Origin of the sequence: Paenibacillus sp. OAE614 (assembly GCF_040546645.1) — a bacterium.
Classification (GTDB): domain Bacteria; phylum Bacillota; class Bacilli; order Paenibacillales; family Paenibacillaceae; genus Paenibacillus_AQ; species Paenibacillus_AQ favisporus.
The window spans coordinates 2478930-2500613 of sequence record NZ_JBEPOD010000001.1 but is presented as its reverse complement, the minus strand read 5'-3'; the positions used below and the strand labels follow the sequence as shown (position 1 = coordinate 2500613).

Here is a 21684-nt window from a genome sequence, read left to right as displayed (position 1 = left end):
ATCCCCGCTCCCCTTGCTGCTTGGTCGGTGCAGTCTTCAGCTTTGTTCCGGAGGCGCAAGCAGGAAGCTTCTTACCGTTTCGTCAAACCGCTCCGGCTCCTCCACATGCGGCGCATGCCCGGAATGAAGGAATTCCACGAACCGTGCTCCCTTAATGGCATCCGCGATTTCCCTGCCCCACTCCGGCGGATTCAGACCGTCGTATTTCCCGCTGATGATCAGCGTCTCCGCCGTAATCCGGCCATAATCGGGACGGAAATCAAACCCTTCAAGCGCCCGGTTGGAAGCGGCGTTCTGCTCCTCCGTCAAGCTTGTTCCACCCTCTTGAACATGCTGCATCCACGCTCCGACCAATGAGAGATTGTGAAACATGTACCGGCTTAAATGCTGCACCTTTGCCGGGGTATCCATACCTTCCAGTTCCTCGGCATGCTCACTGAATAAACGGGCCATCGATGAGGTCCTGCCGTTGGACTTGGGCGTGACAAGCACCAGCTTCTCCACCCGCTCCGGAGCGGCGATGGCGACTCCTTGCGCGATATAGCTTCCCATCGATCCACCCACCAGGTGTACCTTGTCCAGCTTGAGGAAATCCATCACCGCGATGACATCCCGAACATGATCCGAGAGACTGTACTCTGCCGGCTTATCCGACAGGCCATGCCCTCTGGCATCGATGGCAATGACGCGAAAATCAGTGCTGAACGAGTGAATGACGGGTTCCATCGAGTGAACGTCCAGGCCAAGCCCATGCAATACAATCAGCGGGAAGCCGGTTCCTTCATCGACATAATGGAGCTTGATCCCGTTAACGAAAGCTTCCATACTTTTCCCTCCCCAACCGGAATGAGCTTATTTTACCATTCTCAGCAGGGAAGGCAAAGCAGCTTTCTAAGCGTGCTCCCCTTCCTCCTCATGCACGGTTTGCGATTCAAACAGATGCGCCTCATGATAATTGACGTCCAGCCTTAAATTGTTGGCCAGCGCCCGGCTGATCTCACCCGCTTCGAACAACCTTTGAATTTCATTCCGCTCCGACTGGATGGCCTTGAGCTCAAGCTCCCGGCGGACCGCATCCATCTCTTCAGCCCGCTCCTCATGTGCAGGTTCCTGTGTCAGATGCAGCTCCAGCCCGCGGTAATCGGCAATAATCATGGCGATGGTATCCCGGTTGCCCGATGTCTCGAGCCCCTTAACCCGCTCTATCGCAGCACGGATCGCTTCCAGCTTCAGCGCCTTATAAGCATTCCACTTCGGGTGGTCTGGTGTCATGCGGGCTTTTTTGTGTTTGCTGCCTTGGAACAGCCGGGTGATGGCCGACCATCCAACGATCATCAGCTTCTTCACCTTGAAACGGGTGGACAGCAGCAGCTCGACCCGCGATACCGTGGCCTTGAACCGATCCGCAAGTTTTGGCGAAATCCGCTCTTCCTGCAGCCATCGGTCCGCGGTTTCCTTCTCCGCCTCGAGCGCCTCCAGCCGGATTTCCACAGCCTCTTTCCATAATCTGTTCATTTCCGCACGATCTCTGAATCTGCACATCTGCAGCCTGCGGGAATACGCAGCGATCAGCTCGATAGCCTGCTGCCGGTTTTCATCGTTTTTCTCCTCTTTGACCGTTCGGAGACCCGCCTCAATGACACGGATTCGCGCTTGTCTCTCGGCATCCTCGGCGAGAGCGGGATCCACCTGGGGACCGCGGGTCAGGATGGGCAGTAACACGCTGGCACTGATCAGGGTCAGCAGAATGACGCCTGAACAGATAAAGAGGATCAAGTCCCGTTCGGGGAAAGGACTGTTGTCGGCCAGTGTCAACGGAATGGAGAAGGCTGCCGACAGCGTCAGGGCTCCCCGGACACCGGACAACGCTGTCAGCACGGCGGAACGGAATTGGCGGTTCGATGCCCATACCCATACAAAGCGAAGGACCATTAATACCAGCGTAATCAGAACGATATAGGCAATGGATTGGCCGTTATTGTATGCCTTGTCCTGCCATACAGTCCGGATCACCCCGGGAATTTCAAGTCCAAGCAGCAGAAACACGAGACCGTTCAAAGAGAATAGGATGACCGACCACGTGCTGTCGGAAACGATGCGCAGGCGCGCCGATCCCGCCTTCATCCGGTCCCGTTCGATCGCATGGGTTACACCGGCAGCAACGACGGCCAAAATACCGGATACGTGAAATTCTTCAGCAATCCAATAGATCAGAAACGGTGTCAAAATAATAATCAGCACATGTAATGTGACATCTTCCATCCCAAGCCTGCGCAGCAGCATGCGGAGCCAAATCGCCAGGAAGCCGAGCAGCGCTCCGACCACAATCCCGCCGACCGCGATCACGATAAAGCTGCCAATCGCCCGCGGCAGGGAGAAATGGCCGGTGACGGTTGCGGCAATGGCAAAATTAAAAGCAACGAGGCCCGAAGCGTCGTTCATCAACGCCTCACCTTCGAGCAGGCGCATGATGCGGCCCGGGAGCTTCACCCGGCCGGACAGCGAGCCGACGGCCACCGCATCGGTCGGCGACAGAATGGCCGCCAGCGCAAAAGCCGCCGACAGCGGGATGGCCGGAATGAGCCAGTGAATGAACGGCCCTGCAATCAGCACGGTGGCAAACACGAGGCCGAGCGCCAGCAGCAGAATGAACGACCGCAGCTGCCACAGCTCGTCGCGGGGTGTCATTTTTCCATCATTAAAGAGCAGAGGCGCGATGAAGAGCAGCAAGAACAGTTCCGGATTTAGCGGTACATGATGTACGCCGGGAATGTACGTGACCGCGACGCCCAGCGCAATCTGGATCAGAGGCACCGGGACCGCCGGGATAAAATGATTGATAACGTTCGATATGCCGATCAGAATTAGAAGAACGATGACCATCAGTAACAGTTCCATAGTGATTTCCTGCCTTCTTTCTGCCAAATGTCGATATGGCTAACATTCCCGGAAGGGGGATCATTCATGAGTTGAAGTCAGCCGATCCGGCAGGGATAAATCATGATAGCAAAACCGGCTGTACGACACAGCCGGCTGTCTGTCTAATGCTTATGCAGTTACCGATAAGATGCCTGATACAAATCAAGCTGTTACGGTGTGGGAAAAGGAATGCTCTGCGCGGTCCGAATCTGCTGCAGATCGACACGCAACTGCTCCTGAACGCTGAAAGGATGGTACAGCCCCTTGGCGATCGCGTATTTGGTAATCTTCTCATGCGTATCGATCGCCTGTTCCAATTGCCGCTCCAGGATTCCTTTGATTTCCGGAGTGACGCATTCCGTTACGGCCATCGCCAAATTCCGGACGCCGCTCTTGGCTGTGACCAGAAAGTCCATGGCAATCACATCGTCGGTCAATTTGTTCATGCCGGTCATGTATTCCAGTACGGGATTCATTGCAGCGTCTCCTTTCCTTTGTTCAGAACGGCTGCAAGCTCGGCCAGCTGATCGGATGACATCGCGGCATCCTGCTGGAGAATGAGCTTGAGCTCAGGATCTGTGGCCAGCGCCTGCATCGTTTTGGACTTCGTCATGCAGACCGTCTTGAAGGCGGCAATTTCATGCGCCTCCAACAATTCATGCATGGCATACGTTGGATTTATCAAGAAATTCACTCCCTTGTGTTGTCAAGTACCTTACGGCTTTAAAATAACCTTGATGCAGTTGTCCGTCTTCGTATCGAACATTTCGTAACCGCGTTTGGCTTCGCTGAGCGGGATGACATGCGTAATGATGTCGGCCACGTCGACTTTGCCGGAGCCCACCAATTCATACATATAAGGCATATAGTGAATGACCGGAGCTTGTCCGGAGCGGATGTTCACATTGCGCTCCATGATGTCTCCTAGCGGGAATCCGTTGTAACGGCCGCCGTACACGCCAGTAATTTGAATCGTTCCGCCCTTGCGAACGGCCTGGGAGGCGATGACCAAGGCGCTCATGGTGCCTCCTTGCAGCTTTAGGCCGCTCGCCAGAAACTCGAGGTCGCTCATCTTCCCGTCCATGCCCACCGCGTCAATGACCACGTCGGCTCCGCCCTTGGTGATTTCCTTCAGGTATGCACCAACATTGTCGTGCTGCTCGAAATTGACGGTCTCAACATGATTGTTCTTTTTGGCGTGCTGCAGCCGGTAATCCACATAGTCGACGGCGATGACCCGCTTCGCCCCTTTGAGCCAGCAGAACTTTTGCGCCAGCAGTCCAACCGGTCCGCAGCCTAGCACGACTACGGTATCCCCCTGCTTGACACCGGCATTGTCTACGCTCCAATAGGCGGTGGGCATCACATCGGCGATTAGAGCAAGGCTCTCATCCGGCCGCTCGCTGTTTTCCGGAATTTTGAAGTGCGTGAAATTGGCGAATGGAACCCGCAAATACTCGGCCTGCCCGCCCGGATAACCGCCGGTCGTTCCCGAGTAGCCGAAATACGCACCCATGTCCCCGTTGTCGTTCGAATTGTCGCACTGGCTCTCCAGATGATTTTTACAGTAAAAACATTCGCCGCAGGCAATCGTAAACGGGATAATGACCCGGTCGCCTTTCTTCAGCTTGGTGACTTCGGGCCCCACTTCCTCCACAATCCCCATCGGTTCATGACCGATGACGTAATCCTCCTGCAGATTGGGAATCATGCCGTGGATCAGATGCAGGTCGGAGCCGCAAATAGCGGTGCTGGTCAGCTTGACGATCATGTCATCCGGTTTTTGAATTTTCGGATCGGGGACGTCCTTGACGACGACATTTTTAACCCCTTGGTACGTAACGGCTTTCATCATGCTCGGCTTTCCTCCGTCTGCTCATCGGGCGTCCGGTCGAACATCCCTTTGCGCGAAGTATCTGCGGGGAACAGGTTCATCCCGGCAATCATGGCTGTGTTTTTGGCCGACAGCTGGTCCAGCTGGTACTGCTCGTGCAGCTCATACGGGTGAAACCATTTCTTACGGATCATCAGCTCGGTGATTTCCTGATGGAGGGCAATCCCCTGCTTCAGCTGCTTTTTCAGCAGTTCCCTCGCTTCTGTAGATACGGTTTCGGTCAGGGCAACTGCGGTATTACGAACCCCTTCCTTCGCCCGGATCAAAAAGTCCATAGCAAAAGTCATATCGGCCATCTCCGGCATGTTGAGCGAATTGATCGGATCTAAATAATCGTTGTTCATCAGAGTATCACCTTCAATTTAGAATGGGGGCAGGCTTGCTTTCCGGAACCGGAGCCTGAAACGGAGCTCGTTCATAAACCGCCTTCAGCTCGTTGATGGCCTGCGTGGACTGTTCAACGTCCTTTTGCATCAGCGCCTTCAGTTCTTTGTCAAAAACCATCCCCTGCATCAGCTTCGATTTGGCGACGCAGAGCGTTTTGAAATTCAGCACTTCATGAAGATCGATCGATTCATGGGGTGCAAGCGGAAAATCCTTCATGTATGACCTGTACCTCCTTTATTTAACGATGTCTGCAAGGATAGGTTATCCTCCTGTGTATACCTTGATTCAGTTTCGCGGCACTCCCGGGATCATAAAATTTGCCTGCCGGGTTGCTCCTCACAAAAAAGAAGCCTCTGATAGAGGCTTCCACAGTTAATGGGTTAATGGAATGTTTTATGAACATATCTCAAGGCGCACTTCAGATGGTGATCCACGATACCCTGGGCAAACGGCCGGTCGGGAAAGCCGCGGTGAAGCAGTTTTAAACCGCCTCCGATTAAGGAGATATGGTGGTGCAGGCGGTAGAAGGCCATCCGGTCGGGATCCAGATGGTCCTGACGGAAATACCGGTAATGCTCCCCGAACCGAAACTCCAGAAAGCTGTGCTCATGCTCAATGTCGAAATAGGTTACACCCTCAATATCGATCAGATACGGCTCCAGATTCGCATTCACCAAAATGTGGTCAGGTCCAAGCTCGCCATGAATCAGTCCGTAAGATGTCCTTGGACGAATTCGCGATGAACATTCTTGAAGGACGGACATGAGCCCCTCTTGAGCAGCCGCAATCTCAGGCAAATAAGAGGCTGCATACGTGATCTGCCTGAGGGCATTGTCCACCAGCTCCTGCTGGCAGGACTTCCGCGGAAGCTTGGTTTGACCGGGCCGCCCGTGCACATCTCTCGCGTAATCGTGCATATTGGCTACCATCTCCCCGATCTGCCGAAACAATCGCATCTGCTCCGCCGCATCCGGGTGTGCAAAATAGTCTTCCGCTTTGCCGCCCCCAATACGTTCGACAAGCGCATAATCAAACGCATACTCCCGGCGCTCCAGATTAAGGTTATACAGCTCGGGTGTGGGAATGCCCAATTGGGTTAATACGCGGTTGTTCTCGCCAAACAAGTCAGCTCCATAGGAGCGCATATCATGATCCGAATGTTCGATTTCTTCCCGAAAGTAATTCATGGATAAATCCCAAATGTACAGCATACAGGAAAAACCGTTCAGAAAATCGAGCTGATAGACGACCTTCTGTGCCCCTCCGTTCAGCCGCGTAATCTGCGAGATCGCGTAACCCGATCCGAATACCTGCTTGGTATAATGCGTTAAATCCGCCTCGGAAAGATGACATGCATTTTCCATATTGTTTCCCCGTTTCTATGATTGGATTGCCGGCATCACCAACTATACCCCAGTCCCCTGCTGAAAATATAGACTGTTTCTTTCGGTTCTGTTATGATGTTGAATAAGGTCTGGTTAAAAATGGTCGTACGTAAAAAGAGCTGTCCCGGTAGGTCAATGAACCCTGGGAACAGCTCCTTTTTTTGCTGCACGGACTTATCGGACTACCGTACCGAATGTAATTTTCATGCTCGGCGCATGGGCGAACGCAATCGACGGCGTATTGACCTGGGATAACAGGTCCTCGGCGATATAGAGCCGTTCTGCTTCCTCCTTGGTTAGCCCCCGCTTAATCAGCGCTTGAATAAAGTCTTCCTCCTGACCTGGGCATTCAAACTGCAGGTTGCTGAACAAAGCCCTCGACTCCTCGGAATCCTGTGCCGGGTCGTAATAGTTCACCTTATCGCTGATTCTGCTCTCGATCCGGCTCAGCCCCAGCTGCGAAAAGTAAACCGGAAGCTTCATGCCGATGTTGGCGTCCTTCCCGGTCCGCAAAGCATCCTGTTCATGTAGCTTCTGAAGTGGGCCAAGCGGCATGACTTCCGTAGATAAAACATCATCAAAATAATAGCTCGACATAGAAGCACAGCCGTGAGGCTCGTAACAAATGACCGTTCCTCCGTCCTTCACGCTTTCGGCCATCTTAGCCAGCAGCTGCAGAGGATCAGATCTATGCATAAGCACTGCGTGCGATACGGCGACATCAAAGGTGCTGCCCAGGTCAGCATCCGTCAGCTCCGCCTGAATGAACTCGGCCTTCCAGGGCAGGTGAGCGTACAGCTCATTGGCCGACCTAATCTGTCTTGCTCCCTGATCGATCCCCGTATAGGTTGAGCCTTCCGGCAGGTGCGGAAGCATCATCAAGCCCAACTGCCCGTAACCGCAGCCGAAATCGACGATCCGAACCGGAGTTTCCCATTTCCAAACCGATTTGACCAAAAACTCGATGTAGTCGTCATTATAATAAAGACTCATTCTCCGGCGCAAATACCCCATCTTCTCATCCCAATCATAAGACTCCACTGCTTCACACTCCCCGATTGTTCTGGTCATCTATACTGATACACAGTCAACAATAGTGGATATCCCGGTAAAAGTATAGCTTTAAAGTGGAGCCTGCGGGATATTTTTATGAGGCTTTGTCCGAATGAGCATCGGTTGACGGTCGGTAGCCATAGCAAGTGCTGTAAAGACGCAAAGCCCGGCAGCTCAGGATTTATCCTGAAGCTTCCGGGCTTTGCATTGTTCATGCTCTTTGAATCGTTCACGAAAGATTCAATGCGAGCACCGGCACGCCGATGCCCAGTACCCACAAGAGCGGAATCGAATTCACGATGACCGCCGCTCTCTTCCTCTTCTTATAGAACACCCAGGCCATAATGGCACAGGCAATGGTGACGAGCGGGTAAACGCCGATCACGGACACCAAGGCGATGGCCGCTCCACTGATTCCACTGTCAAATCCCATGAACGAAATCCCCCAAATCAGCAGCCACGGAACAAAACATAACACATAGATGATCTGGCTGATGACAAAATACGTCCGCATGACACTCCCCCTGGTTTTCGTTAGTGCCGGATCCTTCCGGCATCCTTCCACACCGAATTCATCCGGAGGGCTATGAGGTCATTTATACCATAAAATCGGTTTTCTCCATAGGAGAAAAAAAATCATGATCATTTCCAAGGCGACACGGAAATTCGACATTGTTTTCATGGCCTATCCGATATAATGGCAGTAGATAAGGGCTTACTGAAATTTTACTTTTTTCCCTAGGAGCATAAACATGATCGTAAAACAGACAAGACACGTCTTGATTCCTTCCTTAACTACATTTATCATGTTATCTTCCATTCTGTTGGGCAAAGCCGACAGCATCTTTCTGCTATTTCTCTCCGGAGCGATGCTGACGGGGGTAATGATTTTTTTCGCCGAGTCCAGCAGCCGTTCCTTGCTTCTTCAATCCGTAAGCCTCGCCTTCTTCCATTGGAGTTCCCAGCTCAATTGGACGCAAATTATTTACTTTATATTGATTATTATGGAGACCCGGAATACCAGAAACTTGAAGTATACACTGTCGCTGGCGTTTGCTTATTCCATGATGTATACCGTCATCCGGCTAAGCTACCTCCCTTGGGACCGTTATAATCTATTGGTTTCGGTCTACGATTTGGTTAGTCTGGTATTAATCGTCCTTGGAATGCGTTATCTCGTCACGACCGAGATTGAAAGAAAGCGGCTCTTGAGGCGAAACCAGTTTCTCGCATCACATGATCCGCTGACCGGTTTTTTGAACTACGACGGTTATGTCAGTGCCGTCAACGAACTGGTTGAAACAAAAAAATCGCCTTTTGTGCTGATCCTCCTGGATTTTCAGGACTTCAAAAGCCTAAACAAGGAAAGCATCCGCGGCGGCAACGAAATTTTGACGAGAATATCGCTCATCATCCGGACTTACTTCCCGAGCGCCTTTGCCATTTCCCGTTATGCCGGGGACCGGTTCGCCATGGTGATCCCGGATACCGATGGATCGCTTGGACAAGCCCAGGATATTCTTGAATCGGGCAAGCTAGGCTACGAGGTGACTTACAGCACGGCCCGGTTTCCACGGGAAAGCACAACCTCGCATGATATTATCATGCTGGCCGAAGACCGGCTGTTTCAGAAAAAGAGGATGCTGTGGCTGAAGCGGGAGGAAGAAATGTTCCGAAGCGAAAAGCTGAAAATCGTCGGCGAGCTTGCGGCGGGCATGGCTCATGAAATCCGGAATCCGCTCACGACGCTGAAGGGCTTCATCCACCTGTCCAAATCGCAGTCGTATAATATCGGGCCATGGGTCGATATCATCACCAACGAGATCACCCGCATGAACGAGCTGACGGCGGAGTTTCTGCAGTTTTCCAAGCCTCATCTTGGCAACATCCGCCCCGAGCCCATCTCGCATTGTGTGGAAAGAGCGAGAAATTTAACCGAGTCGCAGGTGACCTCCAGAGGGCACAGCATCAGCATGGAGAATGTCAGCGATTCCGTCATGGTTGAAATGGAGCGGGATAAAATCGTACAAGTGCTGATTAATCTGGTGCGCAATGCCATCGAGGCAATGGAACAGCCGGGTCATATCCATATTCAGGTGCAGCAAACGGATTCGGTGGTAACCATTGACGTGTCCGATACGGGAAAGGGGATCCCCGAAGACCTGCTCCCGAAAATCTTCGATCCGTTCTATACGACCAAGGAAGAAGGAACCGGCCTCGGCCTATCCATCTGCCATAAAATCATCCAGGACCACAACGGCACGCTCACTGTCAAAAGCATGGAAGCCGAAGGATCCGTCTTCACGATTACGTTACCGGTATTGACCGAAGGAGCTTAATCGTCGATCCCTGCCATCGAAACGATTCTAAAGGTCCGATCATTATGATGATTCGATGATACAAAAGCCGCCGGGCACAGCTGCCCGGCGGCTTTATTCATTCATGCTGGCATGAACCCGCTCTGCTAACCTTTGACCGAGCCGATCATGACGCCTTTTTCGAAGTATTTCTGTATAAACGGATACACGATAAGAATCGGCAGTGTGGATACGATGATCACCGCATATTTGACCTGGTCCGCATACTGCTGCGCATACCCTCCGGCAGCTCCGCCGGAGCCTGCTCCGGATGAAAACACCTGGTTGGACAGCAGGATATCCCGCAGCACGATTTGCAGCGGCTGGAGCGAATTGCTCTGGATATAGATGAGTCCGGTAAAAAAATCGTTCCAATGGGCGACTAAATAATACAGGGCGATGACAGACACAACCGCCTTGGAGAGCGGAAGCGCGATTTTTACAAAAAAAGTGAAGTGGCTGCAGCCGTCCATCGAAGCTGCTTCATGCAGCTCTTTCGGAATGGAGTGCTCAAAGAACGACCGTGCGATAATTAAATTGTACACATTGACCGAAAACGGGATGATAAACACCCACATCGAATTGGTCAAATGCAGCTGCTTCATCAGCAGGTAGGTTGGAATCAGGCCGCCGTTAAAGAACAAAGTCACCACGAAGGCAAACATGATAAAACGGCGGGCGCGGAACTCTTTCCGCGACAAGACATAGGCGGCCGGCAGCGTAAACAGCAGGTTTACCGCCGTACCCAGCACTGTGTAAATGATCGTGTTTTTGTATCCCGTCCAAATGCGGGCATCCTTGAAGATTTCCTGATAGCCAAAAAAGCTGATATGTTTGGGATACAGCGTCACCTGGCCGGTCGACACCAGCGATTGATCGCTGACGGATGCAATCACAACGAAGTACAGCGGATAGGCCACGATCAGAAAAATCAGCACGCACAGGGCGGTTACCATGACTTGAAACAGAACATCCCCCGCACTCCTGCGATTACGATGTGTAAGTATCAATACTCCATGCTCCTTTCGGGATCGCCGTCTCTACCACAGACTGATGTCCGAGCACCGCTTGGCGATCATGTTCATGACAAACAGGAAGATAAAGTTGATGACGGTATTAAACAAGCCGATGGCAGCTGAATAGCTGAACTGGCTGCTGATAATACCGATTTTGTACACGTAGGTGGCAATGACTTCGGAAACCGGCAAGTTGAGCGGGTTTTGCATCAGAAATACTTTCTCGAAGCCCGTTCCCAGGACGCTGCCCATGCTGAGCACGAATAAAATAATGATCGTCGGCACCAGGGCGGGGATGTCGACATACCGGATCGTCTGCCAGCGGCTTGCTCCGTCCATCTTTGCGGAGTCGTACAGCTGCGGATCCACGGTGGACAAAGCGGCCAAATAGATAATGCTGTTCCATCCGCCATGCTGCCAAATTTCAGATAGTACATATACGGGAACGAACGTCTTGGTCGACCCCAGCAGGTTGACATCCCCGAGGCCAAGCCACTGCAGCAGGTGCCCGATGATTCCCGAGTTCGGCGAGAGCAGCACGCTCAGCAATCCGACCATGACGACGGTCGAGATGAAATGCGGCAAATACACGGTCGTCTGGAGCGTCTTCTTCGCCCGCTTCAACCTGACCTGATTGATGAGCAGGGCCAGAATGATCGGCGCGGGAAAGCTGAGCACAATCGTCGCCACGCTGATGACCACCGTATTTTTCAACAGATCCACGAACATGTAATTTTCAAAGAACTGCCGGAAGTAGAACAATCCCCTCCACTCTCCGCCGGTCAGCCCCTTAGTGAAGCTATAATCCCGAAAAGCCAGCTGAATGCCGTACATCGGGATGTAGTTGAAAATAAAAATAACGACAACGGCGGGCAAAATCATGATCCACAGCTGATAGTCCCGCCTGAACGTATTCAGAACGGTTTGTTTGCGTGCTTTGGGCAAAGCAGCGGCCTGCTTTAATTTGGGGCCGGATCGCGATATCATGACCAGATTACCTCCTTGTAACAACAGTACTTGCATGCTAGTATATCCGGCCCGGATGCAGGGAGCCTGCACCGGACGGGGGATCGCGTTTTACAGCTTGCTTTTGTAGTCGTCATAGTATTTCTGCATAATTTCAATATTTTTCAGGAGCCCTGTCTTTTTGCAATTTTCCACGTAGGCGTCCCACTCCTTATCCACGCCGCCTTTGGTGATCCACTGCGACCATTTGGCCAATGCCATCGGCACAAGCGCCGTGTTGGCGAGAGCCATCGTGCTGTTGTCCACCGCGCTGTATTTAATAAACAGGTTCGGGAAAACATCGTTGTCCTTATCGATGGAGTCCAGCACCTTCTGCAGCGGCTCCGTTTGCTTGCCGACCGACTGCATGTCTGTACCCAATGTCAGCTTCAGCGAGTCGGCGATATACATCGGTCCGTTATCGGCCCAGGTGGATGTCCATTTCCAGGTTCCCGGATCCATCGCCTGATCCTGCGGCGGCAGTACGGCAAACGATCCGTCCCCGTTGTCCTTGATGTTCGTGCCAAGCGAACCGAAGAGCACCTGCATACTGACCTCGGGGTTGTACAATTCGTTGATGAACTTCATTGCGGCTTCCTTATGCTTGGAAGCGGCGGACATTTGAACGGTATTTGTACCGTAATTCAGCGTGTTGTAATCGTACGACCACGACTGCTGAACGGTGGAATCGGCCTTAAATTTCAGCGGCGCCATAGCCGTATACTGCGGACTTACCGCGTTGCCGAAACGGTCGGTGACCTCCCAGCCCCACGTAAAGCCAACGGTAGCCGTATTTCCTTTGCCCCTCGCCACGGATTGGTATTTGGTGTAGTCCTGGGTGAATACTTCGGGATTTATCAGACCGGCGCTGAAGCATTTGTTTAAAAATTTGACCAACTCTTTGTAACGGTCGTCGATGAAGTAGTTTTTAACTTGGCCATCCTCTACAAAATATCCACTGCCGCTGCCGTCGGACAACGTAATCCCCTCGCTGCCCAGCAGCACGGTCGGCATAAAATAACCGAATGCAACGGTTCCCGTCGGGGCAAAGTCCATCGGGATCTCATCGTTCGGATCTCCGTTTCCGTTGGCATCCTTGTCCTTGAACGCCTTCAGCACGTCGAACAGCTCATCCCATGTCGTGGGCATCTGGAGCCCCAGCCGGTCCAGCCACTCCTTGTTAATAAACTGCCGGGTCGCCGTATCGGGCCAGAACCGCTGATATTTGGGCAGTCCGTATATTTTACCGTCCTGCTGCGTGGCAATGATTTTCGTTTCGGGTTTGGCGTCGAACATCGCCTTGACATTCGGAGCATATTGGTCGATCATTCCGGACATGTCCTGGAACAACCCCGGAAACTGGGCGAAATCTGAATCGGTAATGGAGTTCACGCCAACAATCAAATCGGGAATATCCCCGCTGGCCAGCATGGCTCCCTTCTTCTGATCCCAGTCGGCGGACACTTCCTGCCATTCGATATCAACCCCTGCCCTCTCCTCCGCATCCTGAAGCCATTTCATGTTTTCGAACTTTTGCGTGAGCGGATGCTTTGTCATGATCGCCTTCAGCTTTACTTTCCCCCCTTGCGCGGTTGGTTCCTCCGGCTCATTGCCGCCGCTGCTGCAGCCCGCCAGCAGTGACGTTCCGAATGTAAGCGCGAGCACGGATGCGAGTATTTTTTTCATCCTTCATCCTCCCCTTGGGTTTTATGAATCCGTTTACACAAGCTTATACTCAATCCTGAGGGGGCAAAATAGTTCAACGATCGAATTTGTGTCAAAAGGTTTGCACTTGCTGATGGTACCTTTTGATACGGTGTGATAATTTTAGGATCTACCGACCCTTCAATGGGTGGAAAAAGGTTAGAAATGGTGGTGAAACTTTAGATGAATGCCCATCAGCTCCGCATCGAGCGTCCGGTCCATATGGAGCTTACCGGCAAGTTCGTTGCTCCCTCTGCGGATTGGATTCATTTAAGCCGTTACTTGATGGATTACGAACTCATTGTCATGACACATGGAACGCTGTACATTTCCGGAGACGATGAGACCTACGAGGTCTCCCAGGGAGAGTATTTGCTGCTTCCCCCGTTCACGCGCCAGAAAGGAGCCAAGCCGTCGGATTGCAGCTTTTATTGGCTGCACTTTTCGTCTTCACAGAACCTTCCCAAGCTGGACCTCTCCCACTATACTCATGTTCACGAGAATGGGCGGATCATCATTCCCCAATACGGCACCCTGCGCAACCCCGAGAAAATCATCGTCATGATGAAGCAGCTCCAGGATTCGGTGCGCGGCTACAACGAACAAACCTTAAATGATTACATGTCTACCGTCATCCTTTGCGAGCTCTACAACCAGCTGTTCTTCGAAAAGAACAACCCCGGCAAATCGTTTAAGCAAACCCAGCTGTACAACGATATTCTCGACTACATCAAATGGAGCCGCCACGAGAACATCAAGGTCTCCCAAATCGCCTCGCACTTCGGCTACAACGAGAAGTACCTGTCCCATCTGTTTACAACCGTCTCAGGTATTTCGCTGAAACAGTACATTTTGCAGCAAAAAATGGAGCTGGCCAAATTTCTGCTGACCGATACGAACCAGAACGTAAGCGAGATTTCCAGTCAGCTCGGCTACAGCGACCCGCATCACTTCATGAAATCCTTCAAAAAAATCGTGGGGTTGACCCCGACGGAATTCCGCAACGCATACTCGAAGCGGCTGTTATTTTATGAATGATTCTTCACTGATGATTTTCCATGATTTGGAACTTTGGGGTACAATAGAATAAATGAGGAGGAATGATGATGAAACGGATGCCTATCACACGACCCACCGATCATTACGATGAACGCCTGCACTCCATCGACAGACAAATCTGCCAGCTGCTTCAGCAGCGCAAAGAGGTTTCAGAAGGAAATCCGGGCTACCCGCCCTTCGCTTACATTGACCAATGGTCGGCCGAAACGGGGCTTTATGAGGACTTTTTAAAATATGTCTTTGGAGCGATCCGATCGGACGAGTATTTCAAACCGATCGTCGAACCCGCCGGTTTCATCAGGCATGTTCCGGTGTTAGTGTCGCAGGATCATGAGGGGTACTTCTATACGCTCACTTCGGTTCGGCAATACGCCAATGCCAGCGTCGTAACCCTGTATGTGGATTGGGATGTGACGATCCCTGAACGAGACTTGACCCAAATATCAAACTTTGTACTAGATATGGGAGAGCCTTATGATTGCCGGATGGACAGGGGAGGAAGCTGCTCCGGTAACGCAACTTATAATTACGTGGTATCTCCGGCACTGCCGGACAAGCTCTCCGGTCTTGAATTCGTGTTCAGGGAGGAAATCGGATCCCCTTTCGGCGGCGAGCCGACCGGGAAGGAAGTCCGATTCTGCTTAGAGGAATAATCAGCCTGGAAATGACAGATTGTCAAACTAAGTGTGACAGCTCGCCAAAGAATGCTTTGTAAGCAGATTTCCAGCCTAGACATTTACGGGGACAATGGTTGATGAGGGGAATAGCCCTTCGTGAATCGGCTGTTCATCATTTTTTGCGTACCTCTGCAATCAACTCCGTCGCAGTATGAAAATCAGGCAGAGAGCCTAAATAGACTCCTCTGCCTGAATTGATACATAGGCTATGGACTTATTAAGAATGGCTTGAATGACAACTCATCCCTTCTGATTCAAGGTCAGACTTGAGCCATACCGCCATCTACGAACAATTCGACGCCGTTCACATAACTGCTTTCCTCCGAGGCCAGAAACATCACCGCGCTGGCGATCTCCTCCGTCTTGCCCAAGCGACTTAGCGGAACGACATTCTTCGCCGATTCAAGAACTTGATCTAGCGCTTCGCCAAACAGATCATCATAAGCTGGCGTGTGGACCATGCCAGGGCTCACTACATTAAGTCGTATCCCTGTGCCTTTCAAATCCATTATCCAGCTCCTCGCCATCTGACGGAGAGCCGCCTTGCTACCTCCGTAGACACTAAACGCTGCGTCGCCGATCGTACCCGCCGTCGAGCCGGTTAATATGATGTTTCCTGTCATACTTGGAAACAGCGGCAAAGCCTTTTGGATGGTGAACAAGGTACCCTTTACGTTCACGCTGAAGGTTGTGTCGTACTGCTCTTCCGTAATCTGACCCAAGGGCAGAAAGCTGCCAAGTCCAGCGTTTGCGAATAGAATATCCAGATGTCCTTTCTCCTGCTTTACCGTATCGTACAGTTTGTCTAAGTCCTTCAAATTAGAAATGTCACCTTGAACGCCGGTAACCCGGTCACCGATCAATTTTACTGCCGCGTCCAGCTCGCTTTGCCTGCGGCCGGTAATGAATACGTAGGCCCCTTCCGAAACGAATCGTTGTGCCGTTGTAAGTCCAATACCGCTTGTTCCTCCGGTGATAACGGCTACCTTTCCTTCAAATTTCCCCATGTCTATATACCTCCCATGAAATTCATGCATCCTCCTGAACCTTAAAGCGTTAAAGATTCAACGTCATCACGCATTCGTTATATGACTTCCCCATTCGCCCTTCGGCTGCAACCAGCTGACGCTTCTATCCACAATGAAATCGCCCAATGTTCGTTCGTAATCCTTGCGGTATGGTTTAATAAACTCTTCCGCAAGCCAGCTATCTCTCGTGCCATGCCATGTTTCATAAATAATCAAGTCATCCGGCTGATCCAGATCGTCCGAAACAATGGCGCTAATGAATGCCTTCTCGAATGACATCTCCTCAATAAGGGAATACAGCTCCTTGCGGAATTCTTCTTTTTTCCCTGGTTTAACTTTGAATCGAATATTCAATTGGACTTGTTGATTGGACATGTTGACTCCTCCTATAAGCTTCATATTTTGCAGTAATTCCGTTACGGCATTTATCATAACGCTAGATGAATAATTCGACAGTAATTTAGATTACGAAGTTTTTCGGGTCATGAATCAAGCCAGTTCTTTCATCGCTTTTTCGATATGAATCATGACCATTCTGCGGCTGGTCACGATAATACCTTCATTGGATAGTTCCTGTAAGGTAAGCGATACCGCTTCTCTTGTGGCACCGATCATATTGGCTAATTCTTGATGAGTCAGGGGAATATCGATTTTTCGGTATCCATTTTCTTCTATGCCGAACTTTTTAGACAATCGGTTGAGAAAGTAAAGCACTTTACCACGCAGATCTCTAAAAACCAATTTTTCCACCAATTCATCCTGATCTCGCAGGCGTTTACTTATTTCCGATAAAAATCGCAAAGACAATTCAGAATACTTCCGTAAAAGCGGTTCGAATTGTTCAGTCGGAATCGAAAAAACAATCGAGTCTTCCATCGTCTCCACATAAGTCCCTCTATTGCCCAATGAAAACGTGTCAACCTCGCCAAACATGCCGCCTTCGCTTAGGATGCAGACTGTATGTTGTTTGCCGGCCGAATTGGTTTTGTATAAGCGCAGTTTACCGGCGATTACGAAAAATAAGCCATTCCTTTCATCATCGGGCGTCTGAAGAATACAGTTTTTTGGAAGCTTATACGTATTTGATCTGGTTACCAATTGTTCGATTTCACGGATAATTTCCGCCGGAAGCGATTCAAATATTTTGATTTGTGGCAAAAATGAAGGTTTGTTTTCCATCGCCTCATCATGTAACATTGTGACCCCTCCTTTTATTGTTGCAAGCGACTACCGCTCCACTCGCCGCGATAATCGTTCCTCATGTAGCACCGATAACGGAGTGTTACACTCATCATAAACCACCATCATTTCCTCTTCTGTAATGCAGATTACTAAAAAAACAAACCACCTTCAAATGAAGGCGGTTTGTGGCTGCTCTAATCCATATCTTTTGACGTTATCGCATGGTCACCTTCAGTCTATGACTTCAAAGCGCTCAGTGCCGCATCCGTCACGTGGATAAATCTTTCGCCACGTGCGATCACATGAATACGCATTTCAGGAAAGTGGTCATATACATAGTCCACGAAATATCCCGGATGCTCAGCATTCCCTGCAAAAATATCATAATGCATCGGGATTGTCATCCCGATCCCGACGGTCTTCGCCAGCTCGGCCGCTTCCCGGTAGTCCATGTTGCCGATAATGCCGCGGCTGTTCCGGAATGCGTCGCGGCCATTAATCGGGAGAAGCCCGAGGTCGATCGACTCACCCTGAAGCCGTTCCGTCAATCCTTCATAAATGACCGTATCTCCGGAATGGTACACCGTAACGCCGTTCAGTTTGATCAGATACCCGACGTAACGATGATAGCCCTGCTCATCCGTTTCGAGCTCTTCATGAGCCGCCGCGATGGGGCGTATGATCACTTCATCGCCATAATCCTTTTCTGTATCGGCGATCACGAAGCGCTCGGGGGCTACGCCCTGCCTCAATATGTCCTCACGGCAGAATGCCGGTGCCATATAGACGGTTTGCAGATTAGCCTTGGACATGGCCGCAATCGCCTCCAGATCCATATGGTCCGAATGCTCATGGGTGATCAGGCAGTAATCCGCATTCGTGATATGCTCCGGTCCGATCGGTGCCGGGTAGGTACGATCCGGGTTATGGCTGACATACGGATCGATGTAAATGACCGTATCCCCTCCCTTAATGATAAAGCTGGCTTGTCCAAGCGGCCATACCGCGACCATGCCGTACGGCACGAAGGTTTCCTCGATTTCCTGAATCAGGAGCTGGCCTTGCTTCTGTGGGTGTGACTGGCTCATGCCTTCCTCTCCCTTCCATTACTTTTCCGGTCATTTTTATCATTACATGGAGATCCCAAGTAAGCAGCGGATCTCGCTCACCTTATCCAGGTATCTTTTAACCACCCGCTCACACCGGCTAAACGCTTCTGGATCTCTCTCTAAAAAATACCGCTTTCACCGCAAACCGGGGTAAAATCAGCTGTCTGCGCCATCTCGACGGCTGGGAAATCAGCCGGTACAGCCACTCGAGATTGAGACGCTGCCAGGCTGCCGGCGCCCGCTTTACTTTACCGCCTATAATATCCAGGCTGCCGCCGACACCGATAGCAATTTTCGCCTGCAGCTTGTCCTTATGGCTATGTATCCACTTCTCTGCCCTGGGTGCGCCCAGAGCCACGATCAGAAAATCCGGCGCGGCATCAGCAATCTCCTGTACGATTCGCGGCTCATCTTCTGGCGTAAAAAAACCGTGATGTCTGCCGCGTATGGCGACGCCCGGATACTGCTTGCCAATGTTGATGACGGCCTGCCTGCTCGTTTCCTCATCCGCGCCCAGAAAGTAAAACGACCATCCCTTCCGGTCGCCCTCCTCAAGCAGCTTAAACAGCAGATCGCAGCCGGTTACCCGCTCCGGCAGGCTGCCGCCCCGCACCCGGGAGACCATGACGATGCCGATGCCATCCGCAGTGACCAAACCCGCCTCATCGACGATTTGGCGCAGCTGCGCATCCTTTTGGCAGGACATCACGATCTCCGGATTGCCGGTAACGACGTGAAACAGCCGCTGCTCCTTTTGGTTAATCACGTCTTGAAGAAGTTCTACGCTCTGCTCCATCGTCAATTTCGGGAAAGGGATCCCCATAATGGGCACATGTTGATTCATCTTTCGACCACCTCTTCTGTATCGGCGTAAACGGAATATACAAGCACATCTTTGTTCCATTTGACGATTTGTTTTTCCAGCGTCATTCCGATCCGTTCGGCCACCCGAGCGGATGGATGATTGTTAGCATCGGGAAGCGAAACGATTTTGCGAAGCTTCATTTGCTCAAAACCGTAGTACTTGCAAGCCGTTGCTGCCTCAGTGGCATAACCGTTCCCCCATACGCGTCTTGCAAAGAGGTAGCCGATCTCCATTTCGCGAACCCCTTCCACAATCTGTGGAACGATGCCACACTGTCCCAGAAAATCACCGTTGATCCGGTTCTCCACGATCCATAAGCCGACACCGCATTCCTCATAATTTCGCAGGTTCCATTCAATCCATTCCAGCGTTTCTTGGTTGTCTTTGGTGGAGGGATAGTACTTCATTGCGACGGGGTCGGCAAAAATTTGCTGCAACAAAGGGACATCCTCCCGTCCCATTTGCCTCAGGATCAACTGGTCCGTACTCAGCACGACATCCTTCATCCAGGATCCCCCTTATCTTTTTTACAACGCGTTATATACGACGATTATTTACAACACATTCCGCTCACTCTATACTGCGTGCAATAATGCGGGCCGGGGATGAATCCGCCCGGATCAGCAGCTCGGCAAACGCCAATCAATCATCATCGGATTCGTCAGCTCCCTGTTCCTTGCGATTACCTAATTTCTAGGCTTTTAAGGTACCCGATGAAGGGCGGCCAGCGCCTCTTCCCGGTCCTTCATAAAGAACACATCTTCCCCCTGATTGCATTCGTAGATGAAATCCCTCAGGCTTTTGCTGGAATAAGCTTCAAAATCACCAACAATGGCAATTTTAAATTGATAGGTCCGATATTTTTGCAGGATTTCCCCTGCCAGCCCGCTTTTCAGCTCAAAAAACGCATCAGGCAAATTCGACTGATTCAGCAGCAGCTTATGGCATGGCCCCGATGGATCCCACCCAATGCCAGCCATCAGATCCAGAGCCGTCTGGATGTCGGCAATAACGGCATGAGGGTCGTCAAGAACCGCTACCTTCGAGCCGTCCTGTTCGAGTATCGTATATTTCATGCAAATCTCCTCCTTCCGATATCTTACCTTTTCTAAGAAGTCTGTTCCAGTCTTTTCCTATGGCCGGTCCGGCTGAACCGCCGCTTGGCGGGCGACGCGGCACACGAGTCGCATCAGTTTGCGGTGTAGCTGCGTAAACAAGGTGAATACGACATCCATGGTGCGGCGCAGCGGCATCGGGCAAACTACAGGCTCGTTCTTGTGAACGCCCTTTATCGCAATTCGGGCGAACTGCTCGGGTCTCATCATTTTCTGTTTCTGCATCTGCTTCAGAACGAGTTCCTGATCCAAATGAAGCGCTTCGCCCGTCCGATGGATCGGAGTATCCACGAAAGCGGGGCATAGAGCGCTGACATGAAGGCCAAATGCTTCCGCTTCATAGTGAAGGGATGTGGTCAGTCCGACCACGGCATGTTTGGTCGCAGCATACGCGGCGGAGGTTGGCGATGGCCCCAGTCCGGTCGCCGACGCAGTATTCGCAATACAGCCGAAGCCCTGCTGCTTCATAACCCGATAGGCTGCCTGAGTTCCATGGATGACGCCCCACAAGTTGACCTGAATGATCCGGTTCCAATGATCAAGTGTCATATGGTACAGCTCCCCGTAAATGCTGATGCCCGCATTGTTGAACATATAGTCGAGCCGCCCGAACTCCTCATATACACTCTCGATCAGCCCTTCAACCTGATAGGCGTCCGTCACGTCCAGGTGGACGTAACGCCCTCCCCCACCCGCAGCGGTAATTCTTCGGACCGTCTCCTCGCCGCCTTCTCGGTCCACATCGGCTGCCACAACGAAAATACGCTCGCCTGCCAACGCTTCGCAGATGGCCCGGCCAATTCCCGAAGCCCCTCCTGTGACAATAGCCACTTTACCCCATTCTGCCATATCCTTAACTCCTCCTCATCATTTTAACTTTAGAACAATTAGGACAATCGTTCTAATCTACTTAAGCGTAAAGCGTAAAA

Annotated in this window: 24 protein-coding genes; 3 read left to right on the top strand and 21 right to left on the bottom strand. The window is 51.4% G+C overall.

Translation table 11 applies throughout. The features are described 5' to 3' along the window. Window positions 1–36: 36 nt before the first annotated feature. The 10 genes from ABIE48_RS11730 to ABIE48_RS11685 form a co-directional block, all read right to left on the bottom strand. Complete coding sequence (locus tag ABIE48_RS11730) at window positions 37–825, bottom strand: alpha/beta fold hydrolase (protein ID WP_192714489.1); 789 nt, start codon at window positions 823–825, stop codon at window positions 37–39. Between the two features lie 66 nt (window positions 826–891). Next, window positions 892–2898, bottom strand: coding sequence for a Na+/H+ antiporter (locus ABIE48_RS11725; RefSeq protein ID WP_192714490.1), 2007 nt, complete (start codon window positions 2896–2898; stop codon window positions 892–894). A gap of 191 nt (window positions 2899–3089) precedes the next feature. Continuing rightward, window positions 3090–3395 (bottom strand): spore coat protein, encoded by a 306-nt coding sequence (locus ABIE48_RS11720; protein WP_076167052.1) that lies wholly within the window; start codon window positions 3393–3395, stop codon window positions 3090–3092. Further along, on the bottom strand, window positions 3392–3601 hold the full coding sequence (locus ABIE48_RS11715) for a hypothetical protein (RefSeq protein WP_145023044.1): 210 nt from the start codon (window positions 3599–3601) through the stop codon (window positions 3392–3394). Before ABIE48_RS11715 ends, ABIE48_RS11720 begins: the two co-directional genes overlap by 4 nt. Before the next feature lie 33 nt (window positions 3602–3634). Beyond that, window positions 3635–4771, bottom strand: a complete 1137-nt coding sequence (locus ABIE48_RS11710) for a zinc-dependent alcohol dehydrogenase (RefSeq protein WP_145023045.1) — start codon at window positions 4769–4771, stop codon at window positions 3635–3637. Further along, a complete protein-coding gene (locus tag ABIE48_RS11705) occupies window positions 4771–5157 on the bottom strand; it encodes a spore coat protein (RefSeq protein WP_192714491.1) in 387 nt (128 codons plus the stop codon). Before ABIE48_RS11705 ends, ABIE48_RS11710 begins: the two co-directional genes overlap by 1 nt. Before the next feature lie 13 nt (window positions 5158–5170). Further along, the gene (locus tag ABIE48_RS11700; protein ID WP_105443330.1) at window positions 5171–5416 is read right to left on the bottom strand and encodes a spore gernimation protein GerQ; all 246 of its coding nucleotides are present in this window, start codon (window positions 5414–5416) and stop codon (window positions 5171–5173) included. 164 nt (window positions 5417–5580) lie between these two features. Further along, the gene (locus ABIE48_RS11695; RefSeq protein WP_192714492.1) at window positions 5581–6564 is read right to left on the bottom strand and encodes an aminoglycoside phosphotransferase family protein; all 984 of its coding nucleotides are present in this window, start codon (window positions 6562–6564) and stop codon (window positions 5581–5583) included. 195 nt (window positions 6565–6759) lie between these two features. Further along, complete coding sequence (locus tag ABIE48_RS11690; protein WP_145023047.1) at window positions 6760–7626, bottom strand: class I SAM-dependent methyltransferase; 867 nt, start codon at window positions 7624–7626, stop codon at window positions 6760–6762. A gap of 241 nt (window positions 7627–7867) precedes the next feature. Next, window positions 7868–8152 (bottom strand): hypothetical protein, encoded by a 285-nt coding sequence (locus ABIE48_RS11685; protein WP_116230894.1) that lies wholly within the window; start codon window positions 8150–8152, stop codon window positions 7868–7870. Between the two features lie 238 nt (window positions 8153–8390). Between ABIE48_RS11685 and ABIE48_RS11680 the strand changes: the two genes are divergently transcribed. Further along, the gene (locus ABIE48_RS11680; protein WP_192714493.1) at window positions 8391–9977 is read left to right on the top strand and encodes an ATP-binding protein; all 1587 of its coding nucleotides are present in this window, start codon (window positions 8391–8393) and stop codon (window positions 9975–9977) included. A gap of 125 nt (window positions 9978–10102) precedes the next feature. Here ABIE48_RS11680 and ABIE48_RS11675 read toward each other — a convergent pair whose 3' ends face one another. From ABIE48_RS11675 to ABIE48_RS11665, 3 genes are all read right to left on the bottom strand, one after another. After that, window positions 10103–10951, bottom strand: a complete 849-nt coding sequence (locus tag ABIE48_RS11675; RefSeq protein WP_084203727.1) for a carbohydrate ABC transporter permease — start codon at window positions 10949–10951, stop codon at window positions 10103–10105. Window positions 10952–11035: 84 nt separating this feature from the next. After that, a complete protein-coding gene (locus ABIE48_RS11670; RefSeq protein WP_483312684.1) occupies window positions 11036–11893 on the bottom strand; it encodes an ABC transporter permease in 858 nt (285 codons plus the stop codon). 195 nt (window positions 11894–12088) lie between these two features. Continuing rightward, a complete protein-coding gene (locus tag ABIE48_RS11665) occupies window positions 12089–13702 on the bottom strand; it encodes an extracellular solute-binding protein (protein ID WP_192714495.1) in 1614 nt (537 codons plus the stop codon). A gap of 201 nt (window positions 13703–13903) precedes the next feature. Between ABIE48_RS11665 and ABIE48_RS11660 the strand changes: the two genes are divergently transcribed. Both ABIE48_RS11660 and ABIE48_RS11655 read left to right on the top strand, forming a co-directional pair. Then, window positions 13904–14758, top strand: coding sequence for an AraC family transcriptional regulator (locus ABIE48_RS11660; protein WP_145020791.1), 855 nt, complete (start codon window positions 13904–13906; stop codon window positions 14756–14758). Window positions 14759–14826: 68 nt separating this feature from the next. Continuing rightward, window positions 14827–15432 (top strand): hypothetical protein, encoded by a 606-nt coding sequence (locus tag ABIE48_RS11655; protein ID WP_192714496.1) that lies wholly within the window; start codon window positions 14827–14829, stop codon window positions 15430–15432. Between the two features lie 284 nt (window positions 15433–15716). Here ABIE48_RS11655 and ABIE48_RS11650 read toward each other — a convergent pair whose 3' ends face one another. From ABIE48_RS11650 to ABIE48_RS11615, 8 genes are all read right to left on the bottom strand, one after another. After that, window positions 15717–16463 (bottom strand): SDR family oxidoreductase, encoded by a 747-nt coding sequence (locus tag ABIE48_RS11650; RefSeq protein ID WP_192714497.1) that lies wholly within the window; start codon window positions 16461–16463, stop codon window positions 15717–15719. Window positions 16464–16529: 66 nt separating this feature from the next. Continuing rightward, a complete protein-coding gene (locus ABIE48_RS11645; protein ID WP_192714498.1) occupies window positions 16530–16859 on the bottom strand; it encodes an antibiotic biosynthesis monooxygenase family protein in 330 nt (109 codons plus the stop codon). A gap of 114 nt (window positions 16860–16973) precedes the next feature. Beyond that, window positions 16974–17681 carry a Crp/Fnr family transcriptional regulator gene (locus tag ABIE48_RS11640; RefSeq protein ID WP_192714499.1) on the bottom strand — a complete coding sequence of 236 codons (708 nt, stop codon included), beginning with the start codon at window positions 17679–17681 and terminating at the stop codon, window positions 16974–16976. 221 nt (window positions 17682–17902) lie between these two features. Continuing rightward, window positions 17903–18754 carry an MBL fold metallo-hydrolase gene (locus ABIE48_RS11635; protein WP_192714500.1) on the bottom strand — a complete coding sequence of 284 codons (852 nt, stop codon included), beginning with the start codon at window positions 18752–18754 and terminating at the stop codon, window positions 17903–17905. Between the two features lie 118 nt (window positions 18755–18872). Next, window positions 18873–19619, bottom strand: a complete 747-nt coding sequence (locus ABIE48_RS11630; RefSeq protein ID WP_192714501.1) for a WecB/TagA/CpsF family glycosyltransferase — start codon at window positions 19617–19619, stop codon at window positions 18873–18875. Continuing rightward, complete coding sequence (locus ABIE48_RS11625) at window positions 19616–20146, bottom strand: GNAT family N-acetyltransferase (RefSeq protein ID WP_192714502.1); 531 nt, start codon at window positions 20144–20146, stop codon at window positions 19616–19618. Before ABIE48_RS11625 ends, ABIE48_RS11630 begins: the two co-directional genes overlap by 4 nt. A gap of 195 nt (window positions 20147–20341) precedes the next feature. Beyond that, complete coding sequence (locus ABIE48_RS11620) at window positions 20342–20716, bottom strand: DUF4180 domain-containing protein (RefSeq protein WP_192714503.1); 375 nt, start codon at window positions 20714–20716, stop codon at window positions 20342–20344. 57 nt (window positions 20717–20773) lie between these two features. Continuing rightward, the gene (locus tag ABIE48_RS11615; protein WP_192714504.1) at window positions 20774–21604 is read right to left on the bottom strand and encodes an SDR family NAD(P)-dependent oxidoreductase; all 831 of its coding nucleotides are present in this window, start codon (window positions 21602–21604) and stop codon (window positions 20774–20776) included. Between the last annotated feature and the right edge of the window lie 80 nt (window positions 21605–21684).